At 44.6% G+C, this 24,213-nt stretch carries 19 protein-coding genes and 2 tRNA genes; 18 read left to right on the top strand and 3 right to left on the bottom strand.

Features of this window, described 5'->3' with window-relative positions:
* Positions 1-83: 83 nt before the first annotated feature.
* The 9 genes from FJQ87_RS11070 to FJQ87_RS11030 all read left to right on the top strand — a co-directional run bounded on the left by FJQ87_RS11070 (position 84) and on the right by FJQ87_RS11030 (position 8,494).
* Positions 84-1,268: a thiamine pyrophosphate-dependent dehydrogenase E1 component subunit alpha gene (locus tag FJQ87_RS11070; RefSeq protein WP_140934087.1), complete on the top strand. Its 1,185-nt coding sequence runs from the start codon at positions 84-86 to the stop codon at positions 1,266-1,268.
* A 2-nt stretch (positions 1,269-1,270) separates the two neighbouring features.
* The gene (locus FJQ87_RS11065) at positions 1,271-2,248 is read left to right on the top strand and encodes a transketolase C-terminal domain-containing protein (RefSeq protein ID WP_140932678.1); all 978 of its coding nucleotides are present in this window, start codon (positions 1,271-1,273) and stop codon (positions 2,246-2,248) included.
* A 10-nt stretch (positions 2,249-2,258) separates the two neighbouring features.
* Positions 2,259-4,022: a dihydrolipoyllysine-residue acetyltransferase gene (locus FJQ87_RS11060; protein WP_140932677.1), complete on the top strand. Its 1,764-nt coding sequence runs from the start codon at positions 2,259-2,261 to the stop codon at positions 4,020-4,022.
* A gap of 153 nt (positions 4,023-4,175) precedes the next feature.
* Entirely contained in the window at positions 4,176-5,243 is a 1,068-nt protein-coding gene (nadA, locus tag FJQ87_RS11055) for a quinolinate synthase NadA (protein WP_140932676.1), read from the top strand.
* Positions 5,244-5,527: 284 nt separating this feature from the next.
* Positions 5,528-5,615 (top strand) — tRNA-Ser (locus FJQ87_RS11050).
* Between the two features lie 111 nt (positions 5,616-5,726).
* Positions 5,727-5,814 (top strand) — tRNA-Ser (locus tag FJQ87_RS11045).
* Positions 5,815-6,082: 268 nt separating this feature from the next.
* The gene (locus FJQ87_RS11040; protein ID WP_140932675.1) at positions 6,083-6,301 is read left to right on the top strand and encodes a DUF6500 family protein; all 219 of its coding nucleotides are present in this window, start codon (positions 6,083-6,085) and stop codon (positions 6,299-6,301) included.
* Between the two features lie 320 nt (positions 6,302-6,621).
* A complete protein-coding gene (locus FJQ87_RS11035; RefSeq protein ID WP_168195179.1) occupies positions 6,622-7,554 on the top strand; it encodes a glycoside hydrolase family 16 protein in 933 nt (310 codons plus the stop codon).
* A 379-nt stretch (positions 7,555-7,933) separates the two neighbouring features.
* The gene (locus tag FJQ87_RS11030) at positions 7,934-8,494 is read left to right on the top strand and encodes a prepilin-type N-terminal cleavage/methylation domain-containing protein (RefSeq protein WP_140932673.1); all 561 of its coding nucleotides are present in this window, start codon (positions 7,934-7,936) and stop codon (positions 8,492-8,494) included.
* Between the two features lie 83 nt (positions 8,495-8,577).
* On the opposite strand, the gene cls is transcribed toward FJQ87_RS11030, so the two are convergent.
* Positions 8,578-10,047, bottom strand: a complete 1,470-nt coding sequence (cls, locus tag FJQ87_RS11025; protein WP_240778698.1) for a cardiolipin synthase — start codon at positions 10,045-10,047, stop codon at positions 8,578-8,580.
* A 395-nt stretch (positions 10,048-10,442) separates the two neighbouring features.
* Here cls and FJQ87_RS11020 point away from each other — a divergent pair, with 395 nt between their 5' ends.
* The 8 genes from FJQ87_RS11020 to FJQ87_RS10980 all read left to right on the top strand — a co-directional run bounded on the left by FJQ87_RS11020 (position 10,443) and on the right by FJQ87_RS10980 (position 18,619).
* A complete protein-coding gene (locus FJQ87_RS11020; RefSeq protein WP_140932672.1) occupies positions 10,443-10,979 on the top strand; it encodes an RNA methyltransferase in 537 nt (178 codons plus the stop codon).
* Between the two features lie 439 nt (positions 10,980-11,418).
* Positions 11,419-12,438, top strand: coding sequence for a tryptophan 2,3-dioxygenase family protein (locus FJQ87_RS11015; RefSeq protein ID WP_240778697.1), 1,020 nt, complete (start codon positions 11,419-11,421; stop codon positions 12,436-12,438).
* A gap of 60 nt (positions 12,439-12,498) precedes the next feature.
* Positions 12,499-13,806: a kynureninase gene (locus FJQ87_RS11010; RefSeq protein WP_240778696.1), complete on the top strand. Its 1,308-nt coding sequence runs from the start codon at positions 12,499-12,501 to the stop codon at positions 13,804-13,806.
* Between the two features lie 90 nt (positions 13,807-13,896).
* On the top strand, positions 13,897-14,784 hold the full coding sequence (locus FJQ87_RS11005; RefSeq protein ID WP_140932671.1) for an endonuclease/exonuclease/phosphatase family protein: 888 nt from the start codon (positions 13,897-13,899) through the stop codon (positions 14,782-14,784).
* Positions 14,785-15,000: 216 nt separating this feature from the next.
* Positions 15,001-16,800, top strand: a complete 1,800-nt coding sequence (locus FJQ87_RS10995; RefSeq protein ID WP_140932669.1) for a DUF885 domain-containing protein — start codon at positions 15,001-15,003, stop codon at positions 16,798-16,800.
* Between the two features lie 83 nt (positions 16,801-16,883).
* A complete protein-coding gene (locus FJQ87_RS10990; RefSeq protein WP_140932668.1) occupies positions 16,884-18,011 on the top strand; it encodes a M14-type cytosolic carboxypeptidase in 1,128 nt (375 codons plus the stop codon).
* A 12-nt stretch (positions 18,012-18,023) separates the two neighbouring features.
* On the top strand, positions 18,024-18,341 hold the full coding sequence (locus tag FJQ87_RS10985; protein ID WP_140932667.1) for a zinc ribbon domain-containing protein: 318 nt from the start codon (positions 18,024-18,026) through the stop codon (positions 18,339-18,341).
* Positions 18,338-18,619, top strand: coding sequence for a DUF1315 family protein (locus FJQ87_RS10980; RefSeq protein ID WP_140932666.1), 282 nt, complete (start codon positions 18,338-18,340; stop codon positions 18,617-18,619). The genes FJQ87_RS10985 and FJQ87_RS10980 overlap by 4 nt, the downstream gene beginning before the upstream one ends.
* 163 nt (positions 18,620-18,782) lie before the next feature.
* On the opposite strand, the gene ansA is transcribed toward FJQ87_RS10980, so the two are convergent.
* Together ansA and sppA are read right to left on the bottom strand one after the other, a co-directional pair.
* Positions 18,783-19,793 carry an asparaginase gene (ansA, locus tag FJQ87_RS10975; RefSeq protein WP_140932665.1) on the bottom strand — a complete coding sequence of 337 codons (1,011 nt, stop codon included), beginning with the start codon at positions 19,791-19,793 and terminating at the stop codon, positions 18,783-18,785.
* Between the two features lie 353 nt (positions 19,794-20,146).
* A complete protein-coding gene (gene sppA / locus FJQ87_RS10970) occupies positions 20,147-21,997 on the bottom strand; it encodes a signal peptide peptidase SppA (RefSeq protein WP_140932664.1) in 1,851 nt (616 codons plus the stop codon).
* A 162-nt stretch (positions 21,998-22,159) separates the two neighbouring features.
* On the opposite strand from sppA, the gene FJQ87_RS10965 reads away from it, so the two are divergent.
* Positions 22,160-24,178, top strand: a complete 2,019-nt coding sequence (locus FJQ87_RS10965) for an NADPH-dependent 2,4-dienoyl-CoA reductase (protein ID WP_140932663.1) — start codon at positions 22,160-22,162, stop codon at positions 24,176-24,178.
* Positions 24,179-24,213: the final 35 nt, after the last annotated feature.

Here is a 24,213-nt window from a genome sequence, read left to right as displayed (position 1 = left end):
TTTACGTTAACGTAATGTTTTGGTTGTGCGTTAACTTTATCATTCAAGCGATTGATTTCGCCGACCAAAGAGCAGCAAACAATATGGTAACACGGAAGAAAGAAGCCGCCAGCCCGGTAACTCATAGAGTGAATTTTTTTGATGAAAGCACTGTCACTTATCCCATCTTAAAACTACTGCAAGCTGACGGTATTTTATATGATGGCGCTACGCCGCCTGTGATAGAAAAATCGCTTGCGATGAAAATTTATGATACGTGCGTATTTACTCGGGTATTAGATGAGCGGATGCTGGCCGCCCAGCGTCAAGGTCGTATCAGTTTTTACATGACCTGCACTGGCGAAGAAGCGGCGGTTGTTGGCAGTGTTGCGGCGTTAGCCGATGATGATGTCATCTTGGCGCAATATCGTGAGCACGCCGCGATTCGCTTTCGTGGTTTTACCACTGAACAATTTATGAATCAGATGTTTAGCAATGAAAAAGATCTGGGCAAAGGTCGGCAAATGCCAATTCATTACGGCAGTGCGGCGTTGCATTACCAGACCATTTCTTCCCCCCTTGGCACGCAAATTCCGCAAGCCAGCGGTGTGGCTTATGGCCTTAAAATGCAAGGCAAGCACAACGTGGCTATTTGCTACTTTGGTGAGGGCGCAGCCTCTGAAGGCGATTTTCACGCCGGCTTGAACTTAGCGGCTGTGCATCAAGCGCCAGTGATTTTCTTTTGTCGTAATAATGGTTACGCCATTTCGACCCCTACCTCTGAGCAGTATGCCGGTGACGGTATTGCTAGTCGCGGTTTAGGCTATGGAATTCGCACTATACGTGTGGATGGTAATGATATGTTAGCTGTGCTTGCCGCCACTCAAGAAGCGCGGGCTTATGCCTTAAAACATACTGCGCCGGTATTGATTGAAGCTATGACTTACCGTTTAGGCGCGCATTCGTCATCCGATGATCCTAGCGGTTATCGTTCACGGGAAGAAGAGGCTAAGTGGCGCGAGCACGACCCAGTGCAGCGGTTTAAATTATGGTTATTGAGTAAAGGGTGGTTGAGTGAAGAGCAAGATCAAGCCATGACTCAAGCCTATCGCGAGCAAGTGCTTGCCGCGGTGAAAGTGGCAGAGAAAATCCCCGCCCCAGCAATCGATGAATTAATTAATGATGTCTACGACACGCCAAGTGCTAACTTGCAGCAACAGCTCGATAGTCTCAAGCAACATATCGCTAAGTATCCAAAATCGTATCCAAAAACGGCAGGGAGGCTGTAACTGTGGCGCAAATTAATATGTTACAGGCCATTAATCAGGCCTTAATGACAGCGATGACGGCTGACGCCAAGATGGTGGTGTTTGGGGAAGATGTGGGGCATTTTGGTGGAGTTTTTAGAGCTACCTCTGGCCTGCAAGACAGCTTTGGTAAGGCGCGCTGCTTTAACACGCCGCTCACCGAGCAAGGTATTGCCGGTTTTGCCAATGGCTTAGCCTCAGTCGGTATGACAGCTGTGGCCGAAATTCAGTTCGCTGATTACATTTTCCCAGCTTTCGATCAAATAGTGAATGAATCGGCCAAGTTTAGGTATCGCAGTGGCAATGAGTTTAATGTCGGTGGTTTAACCTTTAGAACGCCATACGGCGGCGGCATTGCTGGCGGTCATTATCACTCGCAATCACCCGAAGCTTATTTTATTCATACCCCTGGTTTAAAAGTGGTCGTGCCGCGCAATGCTTATGAGGCAAAAGGCTTGCTGTTAGCAGCCATTGCCGATCCTAATCCTGTCATCTTCTTTGAACCTAAACGTTTATATCGCGCATCGGTGAGTGATGTGCCCGAGCATGCCTATACCATAGCACTAGGACAAGCTGAAGTTGTGACACCAGGCACTGATATCACGGTTCTGGCTTGGGGCGCACAAATGGAAATTGTTGAGCAAGCTGCGGCCATGGCCGCTGACATAGGCATTTCTTGTGAAGTCATTGATTTAAAAACTCTGGCGCCTTGGGATGTTAATACAGTTGCAGATTCTGTGCGTAAAACAGGGCGCTTGTTAATCAATCACGAAGCGCCATTAACCGGCGGTTTTGCTGGCGAGATAGCTGCCACTATTCAACAAGAATGTTTCTTGTCGTTAGAGTCACCCATAGCGCGTGTGTGCGGCTTAGATACGCCATATCCGTTATGCCATGAAAAAGAATATATGCCAGATAGCTTAAAGACCTTTGAAGCTATCAAGGCCAGCTTGGCTTATTAGGGAAATCAAGATGACAGATTTTATTTTGCCTGACATAGGCGAAGGCGTGGTTGAATGTGAACTCGTCGAATGGCTAGTGGCTGTGGGTGATAAGGTAGCTGAAGATCAGCCTATTTGTGATGTCATGACAGATAAGGCCTTAGTGCAAATTCCAGCGCCTCTCGCAGGCGTGATTTCTAAGCTTTATTACGCTAAAGGTGAGCTCGCTAAGGTGCACCAGCCCTTGTATGCCATTAATGTTGAAGGCCAGACTGTGATTAGCCCCCAAGCCGCGGTTAACACCGAAGCAGGGTTTGAAAAACAAGCTGAGATTGCTGGCAATAATGCTGCTTGTAGTCGCACGGTCAATACAAATCAAAATGCGGCGAGCCAAAGCGCACACGTTAATAGTGAGTCATCCATCACGTTGGAAGATTTTTTATTGCCAGATATAGGCGAAGGCATAGTCGAGTGCGAATTGGTGGAATGGTTAGTCAGTGAAGGCGATTGGGTCAAGGAAGATGAGCCTATTTGTGATGTCATGACAGATAAAGCCTTAGTACAAATCCCTGCGCTCAGTGACGGTCAAATCCGCCATTTCTATTATCGTAAAGGGCAATTAGCTAAAGTGCATTCGCCTTTATATGCCATTGCCGTTGCCAAAAAAGTAGCGCCTGCACAACCTAAAACTCAATCTGAACCACATGCGTTAGCGCAGGCGGCTAATTTCACTCAACAAGCGCCAAGTGCACCGTCTGTAATAGCTGTGCAGGGCTCAGCAGTGCAGGGCACAGCACAGCAACAAATAGAACTAAAGACAGCGCAACATATAGCGCTAGGTAAAGCATTAGCAAGCCCAGCTGTACGGCGATTAGCCCGCAGTTTAGATATTAATTTAGCGGCAGTCACAGGCTCAGGGAAACACGGGCGCGTGTATAAAGAGGATGTTGAAAAGTATCATCAAGCGCCATATTCACCAAGCCAAACAGCGCCGCTTGCTATGGTTAACGAAGTTACTAGTGGTGCTAACGCTGCGCCACCCTCAACCACGCCTGAAACCGCGTTAAGTGTTAATGCGCTGACCACGAATGGTCATCGCACTGAAGCCATTAAAGGGGTTAAGGCCGTGATGGCACGCTTAATGGCTGAATCTGTCGCGACTATCCCGCACTTTACTTATTGTGAAGAGCTTGATTTAACTGAACTCATAGCACTGCGTCAAGCAATGAAGCAGCAATACCAAGCAGCAGATTATAAGCTGACTATGATGCCGTTTTTTATGAAGGCAATGTCGCTTGCTCTTACACAATTTCCGCTCATGAATAGCCGAGTAAATAATGATTGCACTGAGCTTACCTATTTAACTGACCATAATATTGGCATGGCGGTGGATTCCAAAATTGGCTTGTTGGTACCCAATGTTAAGCAAGTACAAACTAAATCGATTATTGATATCGCCCGTGATATTACCCGCTTAACGGATGACGCCAGAAGCGGTCGAGTAAGCCCTAATGATTTAAAACAAGGCACTATTACCATTTCTAATATTGGTGCCATTGGTGGCACTGTCGCTACGCCTATTATCAATAAGCCAGAAGTGGCGATTGTCGCCTTAGGGCGGGTACAAGCCTTGCCGCGCTTTAATGCTAAAGGCGAGGTAGAGGCAAGGCAAATAATGCAGATTAGCTGGTCTGGCGATCATAGAGTGATTGATGGCGGCACAGTGGCGCGTTTTTGTAACTTGTGGAAGTCGTACCTTGAGCAACCGCAAACCATGTTGATGGCAATGCGCTAATCGCTCGGTCGGAAGTTAACAGCATTATTGTTTATCTGAGTTCAATTGAAGGCGCTACGGCGCCTTTTTTGATGCTTAAGTCGCAGCAGAAAGGTTTGTTTCATATATCGCATTTCTTTATAATCAGGACACTTGTTTGACGTTGGAATTTTTATGGAACACTCAGCTTTTACTCTTCCTAGCATAGATTTTCGTTTTCCGCCCAAGCCTGCGCCCTTGGATGATAGCCAACGAGCAGCCTATAAAGCTGAGATCAAATCCTTACTTGCCCAGCATAATGCGGTACTGGTTGCCCATTATTATACTGACCCAGAAATCCAAGCCTTAGCCGAAGAAACCGGTGGCTGCGTTTCTGATTCGTTAGAAATGGCACGCTTTGGCCGCGATCATCCAGCGCAAACCCTGATCGTGGCTGGGGTTAAGTTTATGGGCGAAACAGCTAAGATTTTAAGCCCAGAAAAAACGGTATTAATGCCAACCTTAGAAGCTACTTGCTCGCTTGATTTGGGCTGTCCGATAGAAAGCTTCAGTGCGTTTTGCGACGCCCACCCGGATCATACCGTTGTTGTGTATGCCAATACCTCTGCGGCAGTAAAAGCACGCGCTGATTGGGTAGTGACTTCAAGTATTGCCCTTGAAATTGTTGAGCATTTAGATAGCGAAGGCAAAAAAATTCTGTGGGGCCCAGATAGACACTTAGGCAGCTATATTGCCAAGCAAACTGGCGCCGATATGCTGTTATGGCAGGGCGAATGTATTGTTCATGATGAATTTAAAGCCCAAGCATTGGCTCGGTTAAAAATGCAGTATCCTAATGCTGCCGTGTTGGTGCACCCTGAGTCACCCGCCAGTGTGGTGGAAATGGCCGATGCTGTGGGCTCTACCAGCCAATTGATCAATGCGGCTAAAACCATGAGCAATGACACTTTTATTGTGGCTACCGATAAGGGCATTTTCTATAAGATGCAGCAAGCCGCGCCGGGTAAAACCTTAATTGAAGCGCCTACGGGCGGTGAGGGCGCTACGTGCCGCAGCTGCGCCCATTGCCCATGGATGGCCATGAATGGTTTGCAAGCCATTAAATCAGCGCTGGCTGATACTGATAAGTCATCTCATGAGATTTTTGTGGATGAAAGTTTACGTGAGCGCGCCAAATTACCACTCGATCGTATGCTTAATTTTGCCGCGGAACTTAATGTCAAAATTAAAGGTAACGCGTAACTGGGTTTAAGGAGTTTAGAGACTGTGCCGCGTGACTGCGGATCTGCTTCTAACACCTAATCAGAGCACTAATCCCAAACCCGCCATTGGCGGGTTTTTCGTATTAAAAAAGCGCAGATAATTCAGTATGCTGCCTCTTTTATCTTAGATTGTTCATTCTGCGGGCAAACGGGCGCGTTAGCGGTTTTTTCCCTTGATAACCACAGCACTTTTGCGTAAAGTACCGCTCCGTTGCCTTAGTGAAGTTGTGGATATCCATTACATCTTATTCTGAGAACAATATTGGTGAGGTGTCCGAGTGGCCGAAGGAGCACGCCTGGAAAGTGTGTATACGGTAACGTATCGAGGGTTCGACTCCCTCCCTCACCGCCATATTTTAACTAGTTGCACTGTGTTTGCGGCTAGTGCCGAAAGGTAATCAGTTAAAAAAACTAAAAGTTTAAATACAACTGATAAAAGAAAGACAGTAAGAACAAACAATTTGGTGAGGTGTCCGAGTGGCCGAAGGAGCACGCCTGGAAAGTGTGTATACGGTAACGTATCGAGGGTTCGACTCCCTCCCTCACCGCCATATTGAAACAAAAAAGCCGCTGATTATCAGCGGCTTTTTTGTTGTCTGTTTTTAGGTTCTTATGGCTAAGCAACTATCATTTTGCAACTACATATTATATGCCGTGGCCTTAATTGATTGGCCATCTTATCAAATCCCTTTTTGTTACTTTTCATCAATCACTTGCAAGCATTAGCTATAAAAATACAGCGATATAATTCATTGGTGATACAGTAGAAATCTGATAGTTACAGCGCTTAGTGACTAATTTTTGGTTGGCGAGGTCGATTTGAGAAAAGAACTAAGACAAAAAATCATCCAAGTTTGTGATCAAAAGATAGCGATGAAAGGGCTGGATGTTGGCGTCTCTTTTTATGCATTTTTTAAAAATAAAAATGATGAACCAGAAGTTTTAATGGAAGTTGCTAGATGGTGGATTGAAACTCATAGGTTAGATCACTTTGAAAAAGCCTCTAAAATTAAAAGCTTGGTTCAATCTGACGTTTAACTTACCAGCGGCAAATACAACACCTTAGTGCAAATATGTTATTTAATCTGCAAATAGATTCAGTAGCACAGTTGCTTGATAGTGAAAGCTATGGCACTACAGTAAAGTCAGCTTTGATCTTAGTGACTTACTAATCTCGTCATTTCAAATCTTAGTTTAATCTCCTTCCTTGTCATTCATAAGGTTAATGCTAACGCCCGCAGAGGCTTAACGTTAATCGCTTGAACATTATGCTGTTTGCTTCGCTTTGCTCGCGCTAAGATGATTGAAATATGTCTTAGCGGCTAGGGTATGCGATGTGCTTAGGTAGAGTTCGATATTTGTGGTTGATTCATATCGGTTTAAGTTCGGTATTAAGCTTAAGCGTGCAAGCGCAAACGGTTCCTGAAATTGGTGAATTACTGTTTGAAGAAAACTTTAATCACCTTGATACCACTCTTTGGCAAGTGAGTGAAGGTAATGGTTGTCATCAAGGGCAAGACTTATGTGGCTGGGGCAACCAAGAATTGCAATACTATCGTCAAGATAATGTCGGCATTGAAGATATTGCCAATGAGCCAGGTAATCGCGCCTTAGTATTAAAGGCTGAGCGCGGACCTAGTGGTAAGTTACCAGCCTTTTATTCTGGAAAAGTTGATAGCAAACAAGGCCTTCACTTGCAGTTTGGCATGGTGGAAATTCGAATGCAAAGCCCCGCTGTGAAAGACGGTTTATGGCCTGCAGCTTGGATGCTTGGCGCGAATAATAAGTCATGGCCTAAGAATGGTGAAATCGACATCATGGAAATGGGGCAGCATCAACAAGCTAAAACCATGGCGCAGCACCCTAATGCTGATAGTAATCATTATGTGGGCAGTAATGTCATTTTTCATGCTGATGCTGCGTGTGCCAGTGATAATCCCACCTGCGCGGCCATGACAGCTTGGCAAAACGATAATGCTTATGTGGCTAAACATTCGCTGGCAGAGCGATTTGTGGTGTACCGCTTATATTGGGGTGCTAGCCATATTCGCTTTACTATTGTCGACGATGGCCAAGAGCATGATATGTATGCCAGCCCGATAGCAATCCCAGCTGATGCCAGTGAGTTACTAGAACCTTTCTACCTTATTTTTAATCTCGCCGTGGGCGGCACTTTTACCGAAGCGCAAACGGCTCAGCAGGTGAGCGCGCCGCTACCCGCTAAATTACTGATTGATTATGTGCGGGTTTATCAATTAAACGATGCGGGCAAGGTTACGCGTTTGCCTTAAGTGAATGATGACATTGCGCTAGCTAACATGCTGAAGTATTTACACTAAGCAGGCGTTGAACTCTCCCAATTTATTTGGTTTCTCTATAGCTATATTCCCGCGCTTCCCGACATATTTTTGCTAAATAACTGTGATGCTGATTGTATATACAGTTAATTGGCTTTGGCTAGGTTTGTGGTTTTGCGGTTAACTTTTATTTGCTTAATAGTATCAATAGTTTGCATTGTGTAAATTCTGGTTCTTGCTGAAAATAATGTAGATTAATTATTGGATATAATTAATGAATAATTAAGTCTTCTATGGTCGTGACGTTATTTTTGGAAATGTAACGGAGTATAATCGCGGCTGAAAAACGAGCGTTGTAGATAGGACTCATAGTATGCGTCGGCGGTTATCTGGTTTTACTCTAATTGAATTAGTGGTAGTGATTATTATTCTTGGGGTCTTGGCTGTGGTTGCCATTCCTAAATTTATCGATTTGAAAGATGATGCGATTAAGTCAGCGCTGATGGGGCAATTTACGGCCTTTGAAAGTGGTGTAAAGATGTATCATTCTGGTTGGTTAACGGGCGGTAATAGTGGTGCAATTGCAGCCTTACCTAATTTTGGAGATGGCAATGTATCTTCTACCGAAACTGGGTATCCCTATTCCACTTCTAACACAAAAACTCACCAATTTACTGCTTGTGAAGAAGTGTGGTTTGGGTTGACACAAACCGATGTATCAATAGCCTATGTGGAAGATAAGAATTTAGCGACGGCTGACGTTGATGTTGGTTATACCTACGATGATAATACTTGCATTTATCGTGGCGTTAAGCTCATTCAGCAGGATAAAGAAACTATCGAAATGATTTACAATAACTTAACGGGTGACGTAACTATCAGTTCAGGCCGTTATAATCCGAATCCTAAACCTGAGCCTAATCCGGAAGCTTAGCCTGTGTTAAGATTTAAACGCTAATAAAAAGCCTGCAATTGCAGGCTTTTTTGTTGGTGGGGATCTAAGCCTTAGATTCTTAGTTATAACAAGGGGCTAAACCAGTAGAAAAATTGCTCCATAAAGCGCTTGTGAATACGCCGATTTTTCCACTCTTTACGATTAACCTTAATGCAGTGGTCGAGATAACCATCATGCAGTGCTACCAAGGATTGAGTAAATTCAAGATTATCTACGGCTAAGGTCACTTCAAAGTTAAGCCAAAGGCTGCGCATATCTAAGTTAACCGTGCCTATCAGGCTAAATTGTTCATCAAATACGACAGATTTAGTGTGCAGCAAACCGCCTTGAAACCTATGAATGTGCACGCCAGCATCAAGTAACTCACTAAAAAATGAGCGGCTAGCCCATTCAACCATCATAGAATCGTTTTTATCGGGAATAATCAAGGTGACCTTTAATCCGCGCTGCGCCGCAGAGCACAGGGCAAATAATAAGACTTCGCTCGGCACAAAGTAGGGGGTGGTGATAGAAATGCTGGTAGTCGCTTGATAAATACTTTGTAGCAATACTTGCTGAATAATAGCTTCAGGCATGCCAGGCCCAGATGGGATCACTTGCACCATGTCTTTAATGGCATCGTCATGATGGGCATTGAGTTCAGGTATGGCAGGCAAATCCCGTTCGCCAGTTTCACTTTCCCAGTCCCAAGCATGAATTGAGTGCAGCACTGGCACATTGCTGCCAGTTACCCGCACCATCACATCTATCCATTGGCCAACGCCAGCATTTTGCTTGAAAAAAGCAGGATCGACTAAATTCATCGAACCTGTATAGGCAATGCGATTATCTATGACCACAATTTTGCGATGCATACGTAAATCAATACGTTGAAAGAACATGCGAAATGGCGATACCGGCAGGGCAGCGTTAACCCGTATACCGGCATTTCTCATCATTTGTGGCCAGTGACTCTTGAAAAACGCACCACTACCGGCAGCATCCAGCAGCACTTTTACGCTTACACCGCGCTGGTGCGTCTGAATTAAGGCATTAGCCACTTCATCGGCAAGGCCGCCTGGGTGCCAGATGTAGAACTCCATGGAAATGCTGCTGTTTGCTTGATGAATATCTATGATTAATTGCTTTAAAATAGCATCGGTCGTGCTTATCAGTTGTAACTGATTGTCAGCCAGCGCCGGTATGCCTAAGCGGCGTTCACACAAATGGCTAATTTCGCGACTAAAGGCGCTTAAGGTTTGCGGTTGATATAAACGCCATTTATGTAAGCTTGCAAACCATTGACCATAAGGGGGAAACATGGCGCGAGCGCGTTGTGCGCGTTTGCGGCCTAAGTTTAATTCACCAAACAGTAAGTAGGCGATAATGCCGCCAACGGGCACCACGAAAATAATCAGCATCCATGCGAGCGCAACGCCAATGGCGCGGCGTTTGGTGACAATTCGCACTGTGACACCTGCGATCACCAGCCAATACAGCATAATGCCGGCTATGGTTAGCAAGCGATATAGCTCTTCTAATCTCATTTCCATGGTGACACTCATCAACTTAGTTACACTCACTCTAGGTAAATAACGCCTTATTCATCATCAGGCCGCTTGAATATACGGCTAGTGTACCTTGCAATGAAAATACTTCATGTTAAAAAAATATTATCTAATAAGTAGTTATGATGATTATGCTCAAATTTTTAAGTCATCATAATCAAATAAAATCATTATTGCTTCAAGCTCATCAATGCTTCAAGCGTAATGATGGTCATTAACCCTGTGGCTACAAGGCTAAGCAGCTAAGGTTACTACTACCCATTAAGCATTACAGCTTGTTAGTGTACAGGATAAATTATGGCGGTAATGCTTGTTTTATTGGCCTTAGTTAGTAAGAATGACCGCTTTTTTGTGGGCTGCATAGCAGAAGAAGCGTCAATATGGCTAATACACACATCATCATAGGTCTAACCAACCCTAAAAGCCCTACCAATGTGGGCGGAGTCATGCGTGCAGCTGGCTGTTATAGTGCGCAAGAGGTGCGTTATACCGGTATGCGCTATCAGTATGCAGCGGCTCATTACACTCAATATGATACTGACACCCAAGGTGCCCGCGAAAATATTCCGTTAATGGCTGTGACCGATTTATTGGAAGGTCTTGCTGATGACGTTAAGATTATTTGTGTCGATTTAGTCGTGGGCGCGCAAGCATTGCCGGATTTTGAGCATCCGGCCAAAGCTATTTATATCTTTGGTCCCGAAGATGGCACCATTAGCCAAGCGGTTATCGATAAGGCTGATGCTGTAGTGTATGTACCGACAGAAGGCTGCATGAATTTGGCGGCCTCGGTTAATGTTTTGCTTTATGACCGCATGGCTAAGGCCAATAAGCAAGGCAGTGATGAGCTCATTAAACGGAGCCGTGATACCAATAACCGCGTAAAAGTAAAATCTACCACTAACTTCGCTAAGTAAATGGCGGCGTTTAGCATCTCTTTGCTTAAGATCAGTAAGCATTAACGCTAACTGGTCTTAATGCTTGTATGGTTTTAATCTCTGTATGCTCTTAATGCCAATATGGTATTACTCCTCCAAAGTAGACTGGCGGCCTTGGCACGTTACCCGTCAACATCTCCCGATATCCTAAGCGGTCACTTAAACTTGCTATCCAAGCTATCTAACTAAGTTAACTATGCAATTTAAGCTAACCCAATAATCTAAGTAATCTAAGTTAACTAAGGCTACTTAGCTTTATATCCTTTGTGACTATTCCTGTTTACCTCGCCATCATTCGTACCTATGTTAGTTATTGTTGTTAGCGTAGCTTTACAGCCGTGAGGTTATTAGCTCTGCGCTAAGGATTGCTGTTGGCCTATGGGCTGATTAGTATGAAGACAGGAGTTAACAGCATGCTTTGGCTTATAGTGGTGATTTATCAGTGCTAGCGTTAGCCAAAGCATCAATTTTGAGGGAGTCGCCAGTGCCTTGCCCATATAGCCATTCCAATCGCGATGCTAACCATCAGCCAGTATCTGATTCATTATCTGAGCCATCATCTGAGTCATCCACAGAACCCGTGAGTGCTAAGGTTGACTCATCACTAACGAATAATCGTGAGCTTGAAACTAATATCCATACGGATTTTAAGGATGAGATGTCATATGGTGATTATCTTCATCTTGAACAAGTGCTTGGTGCGCAGCACCCCTTAAGCGCAGAGCATGATGAGATGCTGTTTATTATTATTCATCAAACCAGTGAGTTGTGGCTCAAACTGGCTGGGCATGAAGTCAGCTGCGCGATTGCTAATATACAAGCGGGTAACGCAGGCCATGCATTTAAGGTGATAGCGCGAGTTAAGCATATCTTTAATCAGTTAACTCAATCTTGGTCGATTTTATCCACCTTAACCCCGGTGGATTATCTTAAGTTTCGTGATGCCTTAGGGCATTCATCGGGATTTCAGTCATGCGGTTATCGAAAACTTGAATTCTTACTGGGTAATAAAAATGCAGCCCTGCTGACAGTGCATCAAGACCGGCCTGAGATTTATCAAGAATTAACTACCGTTTTGCATAGCCCAAGTTTGTATGACGTGACTTTACAATCACTTAATCGTCATGGATTGTTAGACGATGCCAGCGTACTAACGCGCGATGTGAGTTTGGCTTATCAAGCCCATGATAGTGTGTTGCAAGCATGGCTTAGGGTTTACCGCGAACCTGAACGCTATTTTGAATGTTATGAATTGGCAGAAAAGCTTATCGACATTGAAGATAGTTTTCAGCAATGGCGTTTTAAACATATGTACACAGTGCAGCGTATTATTGGCAATAAAAGCGGTACTGGCGGCTCATCTGGGGTTGGTTTTTTAAAGAAAGCTTTAGATATCAGTTTTTTCCCTGAACTATTTGCATTAAGAACCCATTTGTAAGCTCGGCTCTTAAAGAATCATATGAGTTATATGAAAATCCTCACTGCCAAGGAAACACCCATGGATAAACCCGTGACTAAACAAATGCCTATGCCAATAGCTAAGTCAGTAGCTAAGTCAGTAGCTAAGGCAGATGGTGTGCCTACAAGTGTAAACGTAGCAGAATCCTTTAATGAGTTAGCTTGTCAGCTGGCGCCTCATTATGCTGCATTTAAAGTGTCAGAGCGGATATTACTCACAGGTCACTCCCATCAAGCTTGGCCAGATATTACCAAACATGGCATGTTGCAGTGTTTTGAGGATGCAGCTTGTCATATTGATGATAAATGGGGCTTGGCTTTTACACAGGCCGAGCGGGTGCGTCAGTTTTATCGAGGCTTATTAGGTGAGGCTCATGGGCAAATCGCCTTAGGGGCTTCGACCCATGAACTCATGTTACGTTTTCTATCGGATTTGAACTGGAGTAAAGCTGCCAAACAGTCAGCATCAAAGCCAATCAATATAGTCACCACTGATGGCGAATTTCATTCACTACGGCGGCAATTGCACAGCTTAAGGTCGTTGAATATCAATATTATCAGTGTGCCTGTGGCGCCACTTGAAACCTTAGCGAGCCGCATTATAGATGAGCTTAATGCTGCTACCGCTGCAGTGATGGTTTCTGCTGTGTTTTTTGAAACCAGCGTCATCTTTAGTGATGTGGGGCGCGTGGCCTTAGCCGCTAAAAGTCTTGGGATCCCTTGCCTTGTAGATGCTTATCATGCGCTTAATGTAGTGCCCTTTAATCTGGAATTATGGCAGTTAGAGTCAGCCTTTATTGTGGCGGGCGGCTACAAGTATTGTCAGGCCGGGGAAGGTAACTGCATGCTGCGTATTCCGCCAGATTATCATGGCCGGCCACTCATTACCGGCTGGTTTGCTGAATTTGATGTGTTAAATCAAGCGGTCGGTGAGGTTAATTACGGCTGCGGGCAAGCGGCATTTGCCGGTTCGACCTATGATCCTTGCAGTCACTACCGCGCAGCTGTTGTGTTTGATTTTTTTAAGCAGCAACAACTAAGTGACATTAGGCTGCGCCATATCAATCAGCAGCAAATCAAGTTGTTATGGCAAGGCATTGATTCTATGGCGTTGGCGCCGGAAGTATTGTATCTGCCAACGCACTCAATCAGTGCTAATGGCGGTTTTATATCACTCGTTACCCCTAAGGCTGATATTTGGGTCGAGGCCCTTAAACAGCGCGGTATAAGCTCAGATAGTCGCGGGCAGTATTTACGCTTAGGCCCCGCGCCTTATGTGACTAAAAGTCAGCTTGAACAGGCTCTTAATGTGATTGAAGATGTCGCCAAGCAAGTTAGTGAAGGTTAATGGCTTTATGGCGCTATTGTTCATGAATATTTATTAAGTCGAGCTTTGGCTGTTGGCAGTTATACTCAAGAAAAATCTTGGTTTTCAATCATGAAGAAAGTGTGGCGCAGGCTTATTGTATTAACAGCGGTAGTCAGTATTGCAGGGGTTACTGCCTTTAGTTATGTGTTCGAGCAATTTGCGACAACGGCCGCGGCTCGTATTGACGGTCAGCAAGCCAATTTTGTTAATCAGTGTGTGGTGAATGATATGGTGACGCCGCTGGATGAGCAGGGCAAGTTAAGCATTGGGGTGTGGAATATTTATAAACAGCAGAAACCGCAATGGGAGGGACAACTCACCAAAATGGTGACTGCCAATCAATTACTGTTATTGCAAGAAGCCAGTTTAACGCCAACGCTCAAATCATTTTTAGCTAAAACCCATAGTGAAGTTGTGATGGCGCGAGCATTCAGCGGCTTTAATATCATTAATGGCGTGATGAATATAGCTAAAGCCTCAGCGCTAGAATCTTGTGCTTGGCTCGCTAAGGAGCCGTGGATCCGCTTACCTAAGTCAGCACTGGTCACTCATTATGCCTTGTCTAATGGCCAGACCTTGCTGGTTATCAATATTCATTCCATTAATTTTGAATGGGGCAATAAACGCTTTCATTCACAATTAATGGCCTTAACCGATGCCATTGAAACCCATACAGGACCATTAATTATTGCTGGTGATTTCAATACTTGGCGCCAAGCTAGGCAAACTATGGTGCTGAAATTTATTGAAAAGTTTAATCTGAGTGAAGCCGTGCCGCTGGATGATCATAGAACGCGCGTCTTTGGTCATACCTTAGATCATCTCTATTATCGTGGTTTAACCTTAACGTCAGTGTCGGTTGAAAACATTCTTAGCTCAGATCACAACCCGATTTCAGCAAGCTTTACGCTTGATAAGCTTACAAACAGCCAGGAGCTTGATGCCAACATTAACTAATAGGTAGCTAGTTTTGAGTAAATGTAACAAATGATGATGTTCGGCTGACACTTTTTGGGGATTGTGGTTTACTTGTGAGCACAAATGACAGCATCTGACTTCTTTCAATGCGCGAGAGCTTTTTGGCGAGGGATTCCATTAAAGCTGCAGCAATCAAAGATAGGTCGGCAATCGGCAGTCGCTGTTTCCCCACAAAGCGTTTAGCAAGGAATAATAATGAAAAAATCTGCACTCATACTCGCTATGTCACTAGGGCTAGTGGCTTGTCAATCAGCTGAAAATAATGGGCTGGCATCCAATAATTCTGCAGAGGCACAAGCTGCGAAGTTATCAAGCTTAGGCGCTGAGCAGCAGGGGTTTACTGCCTTTAGTCAATCATTTATTGAGCAACTGTGGCAACAAGCGCCAACGTGGGCCTTGTACGCTGGCTTTCATCAATACGATGGCAAGCTTGAAGTGCCAAGTGCTAACAGTCGCGCTCTACATTCGGCCTTTGTTAAGGCTAAATTACTGGAATTGCAGCGCTTTAATCCCGCCTTATTGTCAGCCAACGAGCGCACGGATTACTTGTTGATAGAAAATTTGCTTAAACAATGGCAATGGGAAATCAATGAATTTAAATCTTGGCAGTGGGATCCTTCGCAATATAACGTCGCTGGTGGTTTTGCGCAGATAATTAATGAGAATTTTGCGCCGTTAGAGCAGCGTCTAGTGAGCGTGCTGGAGCGTTTGCAAAGTGTGCCCGCTTACTACGCAGCGGCGCGAGACAACATTAAAGATCCGACCTTAGAGCATACACAATTAGCCATTTTGCAAAATCAGGGCGTATTTTCAGTCTTCTCCGATGATTTACTGTCCAAAGTTGATGCTTCCGCGTTAACTAATGCGCAAAAGGCATTGTTTAAAGTGAGATTGCAAGCTGCCAACTTGGCGGTGCAGCAACATATTGATTGGTTAAAGGCGCTCGAGACCGAGTTAACGCAACAGGGGGCTCGTGACTTTAGAATTGGCGCCGATTTTTACGAGCAAAAGTTTGCCTTTGATATTCAATCGGGCATGACTGCAGCGCAGCTTTATCAAAAGGCGGTGGCCGAAAAAGCGCAAATTCAGCAGCAGATGGTAAAAATCACCACGGACTTATGGCCTAAATATTTTAAAGGGGCAATGCCGAGTGATAAGCAATTAGCTGTGCGTCAATTGATTGATCACTTGTCGGTTAAGCATGTTAAGGCGGAAGATTTTGTTACTGAAGTCGAGCGACAAATACCTGAGTTAGTGGCCTTTGTTAACAGCAAAGAGTTAATCAGCTTAGATCCTTCTAAACCTTTGTTAGTGCGTAAAACCCCTGAATACATGGACGGGTTTGCGGGCGCATCCATTAGTGCCCCAGGGCCTTATGAGCAAAGCGGCAACACTTATTATAATGTGACGCCACTGACTGCCATGGACGCAGAATCCGCCGAGAGTTATTTACGGGAATACAATCACTGGATTTTGCAAATTCTTAATATCCACGAGGCCATTCCTGGGCATTATGCGCAGTTAGTGTATTCAAATCAGTCACCGTCGTTAGTTAAAAGCCTGTTTGGTAACGGCGCTATGGTGGAAGGTTGGGCGGTATATACCGAGCGCATGATGCTTGAAGAAGGCTATGGCAACTTTGAACCTGAAATGTGGTTAATGTATTACAAGTGGAATTTACGGGTTATTTGTAACACTATTCTGGACTACAGCATCCAAGTGCTGGGAATGGAGCGCCAAGCGGCACTGAATTTGCTGATTAATGAAGCTTATCAGCAACGCGCCGAAGCCGAATCAAAATGGCGCAGAGCGACCTTAAGTCAAGTACAATTAACCAGTTACTATGCAGGTTATCGTGAGATTTATGATTTCCGAGAGGAAATGAAGCAGCAACAAGGCGAGGCTTTCAAGCTTAAAGAGTGGCACGAGAACTTGTTAAGTTATGGCAGCGCGCCAGTGAAATATATTCGTGAGCTAATGATAAATAAGCAGTAATTTCCTAACTGTCATTAGTGAGTCATCAGAGTAGACCTGGAGCTTTGGCTGCTAGGTCTGAATTATTTGTTGAAGGAAACCCTATGCGTATTAGTGCAAATTTTGATTCAGGTAATATTGAGGTCATTAAACTCGATGATGCCGATGATATTCAGTTAGCCATTCGCCACGATGTTGGCGGCGAGTTTTATCAGTGGTTTAATTTCCGTTTTGAAGGTCAGGTTGGCCATAGATATGATTTGAAAATCGTTAACGCTGGTCAATCATCTTATCCTAAGGGCTGGGAGAACTATCAAGCCGTGGCGAGTTATGACCGCCAGACTTGGTTTAGACTGCCATGCCAATATAAAGATGGCGTGCTGCATTTAGAAGTTGAGCTTGATTGCGATGCCATTCAAATTGCTTACTTTGCCCCTTATAGCTACGAGCGTCATTTAGATTTACTGAGCCAAGTGCAGTTGCATCCAGAAGTGAATTTGGAGCATTTAGGCTTAACCTTAGATGGTCGCGATATGACCTTAGTAAAGATTGGTGATGAGGATGAAGGCAAAGCCAATATTTGGATCACGGCGCGTCAGCACCCGGGTGAAACTATGGCTGAGTGGCTGGTGGAAGGCTTGCTCAATCGCCTGTTAGATCAAGATTGCCCAGTAGCTAAGACATTAAAAGATAAAGCTAACTTTTATATTGTGCCCAATATGAACCCAGACGGTAGCGTGCGCGGTCATTTACGTACCAATGCCAAGGGCATTAATCTTAACCGTGAGTGGGCTAACCCTAGCCTTGATTCCAGCCCAGAAGTTTATTACGTCGTTAATAAGATGAAAGAGACGGGCGTTGACTTGTTTTATGATGTCCACGGTGATGAAGGCCTGCCGTATGTGTTTCTAGCAGGCTGTGAGGGTGTTCCGGCGTGGGATAGTCGTTTAGATGAGTTGCAACAAGCCTTTACTTCGGCGTTATTAATGGCCAGTCCAGATTTTCAAACTGAATTTGGTTATGACAAGGATGAGCCGGGTCTGGCGAATTTAACCATAGGTTCAAATTGGGTCGCCCAAACCTTTAATTGCTTATCTAACACCTTAGAAATGCCGTTTAAAGACAATGATAACCTTGCCGATCCTTTTGTGGGGTGGTCACCTGAGCGCTGCGTTCATTTAGGTGAAGCGTCGCTATTAGCTATGTTGGCAGTGGTTGATAAGTTACGTTAATCGAGGCAGCGTATGGCACTTATCCTATGTCCAAATTGCAAGCAGCGAATTTCAGATAAAGCCAAGCAATGTTCCCATTGTCAGGTTAATTTGCAAGCGGATCTCGGTTCGTTGCAACGAGTCCAACATATCAAACAGTCTCAGCGCTTAATGACGCAAGGCTTTATAGCTATGACTTTGTTTATCTTAGGCATGGTGTTATGGTTTTGGAATGGTGAAGTAGCCACAGGTTGGCGCGCTAATGTGGCGCTGGCTTGTTTTGTTTTTGGCTTTGTTGGCTATTTATTCGTGCGGATTCGTTTGGTAATTCATAAGCGGAATAGTATATGAAAGATGTAGAAACCTTGATTGAACAGATGCCTAACGAAGTGTATCAGCGATTGCTGACGGCAACCGAGATAGGTAAATGGGAAGATGGCTCGCTATTAACCGAAGCGCAGCGTGAGCACAGTTTGCAGTTGGTATTATTGTACCAAGCGCGTCATTTACAACAGACAGATCATCTCACGATTAATGAACATGGGCAGCTCAATGAATTGTCCAAATCTGAGCTTAAAAAGCAGTTTCGCGGTGACAGCATTGCCGAATTTAGTCATAACGATATTTAATGGCTAAGCTTGAGCTGTATTACTCAGCATGCTTAGCAATAAAAATAAGTGATAGGCAATAAGGGTTAGGCAATAAGAGTTAGGCAAGTTACCTAAAATAAGGCCAGTCAGTAGCTTACTGACTGGCCTTATTATTTTGAGTGTAAGAATTGTCTAGCTGCTTTTACTCAGTTAATTCACCGACTAAGTTTTGCATCATCCGCCGTTTAATCTCATTCGCACTTAAGTTTAACGATAATAGATAATGCAATTTGGCTAATGCGGCTTCGACAGTCATATCTGCGCCACTGATGACGCCTGCGCGTGCTAAGGCATTGCCTGTGGCGTAGCCCGACATATTGACGCGGCCTTGAAAACACTGAGTCAGATTGACTAGTACTATGCCTTGCTTATCGGCCTCGGTTAACACATCAAGAAATGCTTTATCTTCAGGCGCATTCCCCACACCGAAGGTCAACATAATGAGTGCTTTAACGGGCTGCTGGATCATATTGTTGATGATTTCTTTTGGCATGCCAGGGTATAAGGTGACTACGCCAATGGCTTGGGTATCGATTTGCGCCACATCTAATACATTGCTGGGCTCAGCTCCCAATTTACCGGCTTTGAGTTCAATCTTAATACCAGCTTCCATCAACAAGGGGAAGTTAGGGGACGCAAAGGCATCAAAGCCATCCGCATGGGCCTTAGTGCTGCGATTACCACGAAATAATTTGTTATTAAAAAATAACGATACTTCTGGAATAGGAAAGTTAGCGGCTATGTATAAGGCATTAAGGAAATTGATTTGGCCGTCAGAGCGCAGTTGCACCAAAGGAATTTGTGAGCCAGTCACAATCACAGGCTTACCTAAGCCTTGAAGCATGAAGGATAAGGCTGAGGCGGTATAAGCCATAGTGTCGGTGCCATGCAAGATAACAAAGCCATCATATTGATCGTAATGAGCTTTAATGTCGTTGGCAATGCGTTGCCAGTGACTTGGCGACATGTTGGCAGAATCTATCAAGGGCGCATATTCACTGATAGTGAATTCCGGCATTTCATCATGAAAGAACTCGGGCATAGTTTGAATATGCTGGGTGAAAAAACCGGATTGCGGAACGAAACCTTGTTCGGTTTTCTGCATCCCTATAGTGCCGCCCGTATATGCAACATAAATGGATTTTTTAGGCATAGGATAATTATTAAAAGAGGTGTGCGCAGATTATACAAAATTCTCGGCCGTTAAGGAAAACATTGATTGCTAGGTAGATCTTCATGGCGATTTTGCAGCTATCTATCTGGACGATAGTGAGTTAGTGACAATATTTTCGGCTCAAAGGCTTGGGGTTAGTTCACAGTGCTCCAGATAATATGGCTAGATTGTTAGACAACGAATGATTCATCACAATAAAAAAGCCTGCATTTGCAGGCTTTTGGTGACACTCGTCTGATAAGCACTCAGGCACTCAGGCACTCAGGCACTCAGGCACTTAGACGCTCAGACGCTTAGGTGCTCAGACGCTTAGTGCCAGTGCGCCGAGATTGTTAGTTAATCTGACACATTTCACACAGTAAATATTGACCTTGAGGGTCATTAAAATTGCGCAATTGAGTCATGGTTTGCTCCAGTGGCGCTAATAACTGCATCATCTGGGTTGAGTGGCTTTGTATTGGCGGCAGCCAGACTGAAACTGTACCAAATAATTGTTGCAGCATTTGTTGCTCGGTGGACAAGCTTTGCTCAATTAACTGGGTGTCATATTGCTTAAGTTTGGCAAGTTCTGCGGCTTTAAGAATAGCATTATCCATGTCCCCTAATTTATCGACTAGCCCTAAACCTACAGCTTCTTCACCTGTCCATACTCGGCCTTGAGCTATGGCATCAACGGCTTCTATGCTCATTTTGCGGCCAGTAGCAACGATAGATAAAAACTCTTGGTAGCCTTTATCTATGCTGCGCTGAATAACAGCAGCAACCGCGGGAGATAAAGGTCTGGTGAGACTTAACCCGGCCCAATCATTGGTTGCGACGCCGTCTGTATATATGCCAAGGCTTGCAAGAGAATCTTGGAAGCTAGTGAATAGCCCAAAGATGCCAATAGAGCCTGTGATTGTGCTAGGGCTGGCAAAGATATAATCAGCGTCTGCCGATATCCAATAGCCACCCGATGCGGCATAGGAACCCATACTGACTACCACAGGTTTGCCGGCAGCTTTAAAGGATAATAGCTCTTGTCTAATTTGCTCCGAGGCGAATGCGCTGCCGCCTGGGCTATCAACTCGTAACACTAAGGCTTTGATTTGGTAATCATACTTAGCTTTACGGATAAGCTTGGCAGTACTCTCACCACCAATGTCACCCGCTTCTTGATTGCCATTAAGAATTTGACCTTTGGCAACGATAATAGCAACCCTCTCTTGGCTAGAGGGAATAGGCAGAGGTTTGATTAGCTGATAGTAGTCCTCCAAACTGATTTGTTTGAAAGTATGGCTATCGCTGCTTTTATCTTGGCCAACCTTAGCAATCAGCCCTTGGCGGAATTGATCTAAAGTTTGCAGTTTATCAACCCAGCCTAACGCCAGTGCCACTTTAGCGCTGTCGCCATCAGTTTTATTCAGTTGTGCTAAATAGTCCTCAGCGCTCAGGGCTAATTGATTTGACTCAATCTTGCGATTTTCCGCTACAACTTTGGCATAGGTTTGCCAAAGATTATTGAGTAGCGACTGATTGGCTTCTTTAGCTTCTTCTGACATGTTATCGCGAATAAAAGGCTCAATCGCAGACTTATAAGTACCAACTCGAAACACATGGGTCTGGACTTTAAGTTTGTCTAGTGCGCTTTTATAAAACAAGCTATACAAGCTAAAACCTTCAATGGCGACAGCGCCTTGGGGGTTGAGTACTATTTCATCAGCAAAGCTTGCCAGGAAATATTGCTGCTGACTGAAATAGTTACCTATCACAGTGACAAACTTACCTTCGGCCTTAAAGCGGTTAATGGCATCACCCACGGCATGTAATTTACTGATCCCTGTATTGTTAAGATCTGATAAATCCATCACTAAGGTTGAGATTTTCTTATCTGTGGCCGCGGTATCTATGGCGTAAATAACATCGGCTAAGATGATTTCTTGATGACTCTTATCTTTATTGCCTTCTTGTAATAAGGCGCTAAACGGGTCGATATAGCGCTTTTGATCAACGATAGAACCTTCGATTTTGAGTACTAAGGCGGTGTTATCTTCTAATTGAATAGTACTGTCAGAGCTCAGCAAAGCCCACACTAATACTAATGCTCCAAAGAACACGAGATTTAAAATAATTTTACGAATTGCATTAATACTTATCCAAATTGCTCTGAAAAAACGCCTGATAAATGAAGGTTGTGCAGACATTTGCCGCTCCTCTAATAACCGATAGTCTAATGCTAACTTAAATTGCCATTTTTGGTTAATTTCAATTGTAAATAGGTTTATACCAGAATGTGTCAAACTGTTGAGCTTACCGCTGACACAAGGTATGCTCAGTTAAATCATGTGTTTTAAAAGGGTGTTTGAATGGCGCATTTCCCACATTTACTAGCCCCGTTAGATCTCGGTTTTACCCAGCTCAAAAATCGAGTATTAATGGGTTCAATGCATACTGGATTAGAAGAAGAAAAAGGTGGTTTTGAAAAACTGGCGGCATTTTACCGTGAGCGGGCGCAAGGTGGTGTCGGTCTCATAGTCACTGGGGGAATTGCGCCAAGTTTAAGAGGGCGTTTAGCCCCACACGCCTCGCAGTTAAGTTTTGGCTGGCAAGTCAGTAAACATCAGCTAGTCACGGATGCAGTGCACAGCGCTGGCAGTAAAATATGTATGCAAATTCTGCATGCTGGTCGCTACGCTTATCATCCTTTTAGTCAAGCACCGAGCCGTATTCAAGCGCCGATAAATCCGTTTAAACCTTGGGACATGTCAGCGCGGCAAGTGAGATGCACTATTAAGGATTATGCCAATAGCGCCAAACTTGCCCACGCCGCCGGTTACGATGGCGTCGAGGTCATGGGCTCTGAAGGCTATTTAATCAATCAATTCATTTGTGCTCGCACTAATAAGCGCACAGATGAATGGGGTGGCAGTTTTGAAAATCGTTGCCGCTTGGCACTTGAAATCATTCGCGCGATTCGCGCCAAAGTAGGCCAAGATTTTATTATCATCTTTAGATTGTCCATGCTTGATTTAGTCGATAACGGCTCGCGTTGGGATGAAGTGGTGCAATTAGCCCAATGGCTTGAGCAAGCGGGTGTGACCATTATAAATACCGGGATCGGTTGGCATGAAGCGCGTATTCCGACAATTGTCACCAGCGTGCCTCGCGGCGCGTTTGCTTGGGTGACTGAAAAACTCAAGCAACATGTGAGTGTGCCATTAATTGCGACCAATCGGATAAATACCCCCGAAATTGCAGAAGGCATTTTAGCGTCTGGTCAGGCGGATATGGTATCGATGGCAAGACCTATGTTGGCGGACCCTGAATTTGTCAATAAGGCTGCTGCTGGTAAAAGTGAGCTTATTAATACCTGTATCGGGTGTAATCAAGCTTGCCTTGACCATACCTTTGCCTTAAAACGCGCTACTTGCTTAGTTAATCCTCGCGCTTGCTATGAGACCGAGCTTAATTTTACTCCGGCAACTCAGCCTAAAAAAATTGCCGTCATGGGCGCGGGGCCTGCTGGCATGGCTTTTGCTGTTTATGCCGCTATGCGCGGCCATAAAGTGGTGTTGTTTGAAGCCAGTTCAACAGTCGGTGGGCAATTTAATCTTGCGCGTAAGATTCCAGGCAAAGAAGAATTTAACGAGACTATCCGCTACTTCTTAAAGCAAATTGAATTATGGCAAGTTGAGTTACGACTCAATACGCCATTAACCGTGGCGACATTTGAATCGGAAAGCTTTGATGAAATCGTTATTGCCGCAGGGGTTCGCCCAAGAAAACTCACATTACCCGGTTTTGATGCTAAAGCTGTGGTGACTTATCAAGAGTTATTAAATGGCAATGTTGAACCTGGTAATAAAGTCGCACTGATAGGTGCTGGTGGCATTGGTTTTGATATTGCCCATTTCTTGGGTGAACCCCACTCATCGACGTTAACCCCAAAGCGTTGGTATCAAGAATGGGGCATAGATGTTGATTATCAACATGCTGGCGGCATTATGACGCCCATAGTAGAAGCGCCCGCAAGGCAAATCACCTTAATGCAGCGTAAGACCACTAAAATGGGCGAGGGCTTAGGTAAAACCTCTGGTTGGGTGCACCGCGCCGTGTTAAAGCAGCATGGGGTTAAGATGCTTACTGGGGTTAATTACCTTAAGTTTGATGCAGAGGGCCTGCATATTGAGATTGATGGTAAAGCGCAAGTGCTAGATGTAGACCAAGTTGTGCTTTGCGCAGGGCAAGAATCCAATCGTGATTTAGTCGAAAGCATGCAGCAAACTGGCTTACCTGTGCATCTTATTGGTGGGGTTGATGTTGCTGCTGAACTCGATGCCAAGCGGGCGATTAGGCAAGGGGCAGAACTTGCTATCGCACTCTAGATAAGAGTTAACATTGTCTTAATAATTGAACATAT

It is taken from the genome of Shewanella sp. SNU WT4 (genome assembly GCF_006494715.1).
Lineage (GTDB): Bacteria > Pseudomonadota > Gammaproteobacteria > Enterobacterales > Shewanellaceae > Shewanella.
Note: the sequence above shows the minus strand (reverse complement) of the source record. Positions and strands in the feature narration are given on the sequence as shown.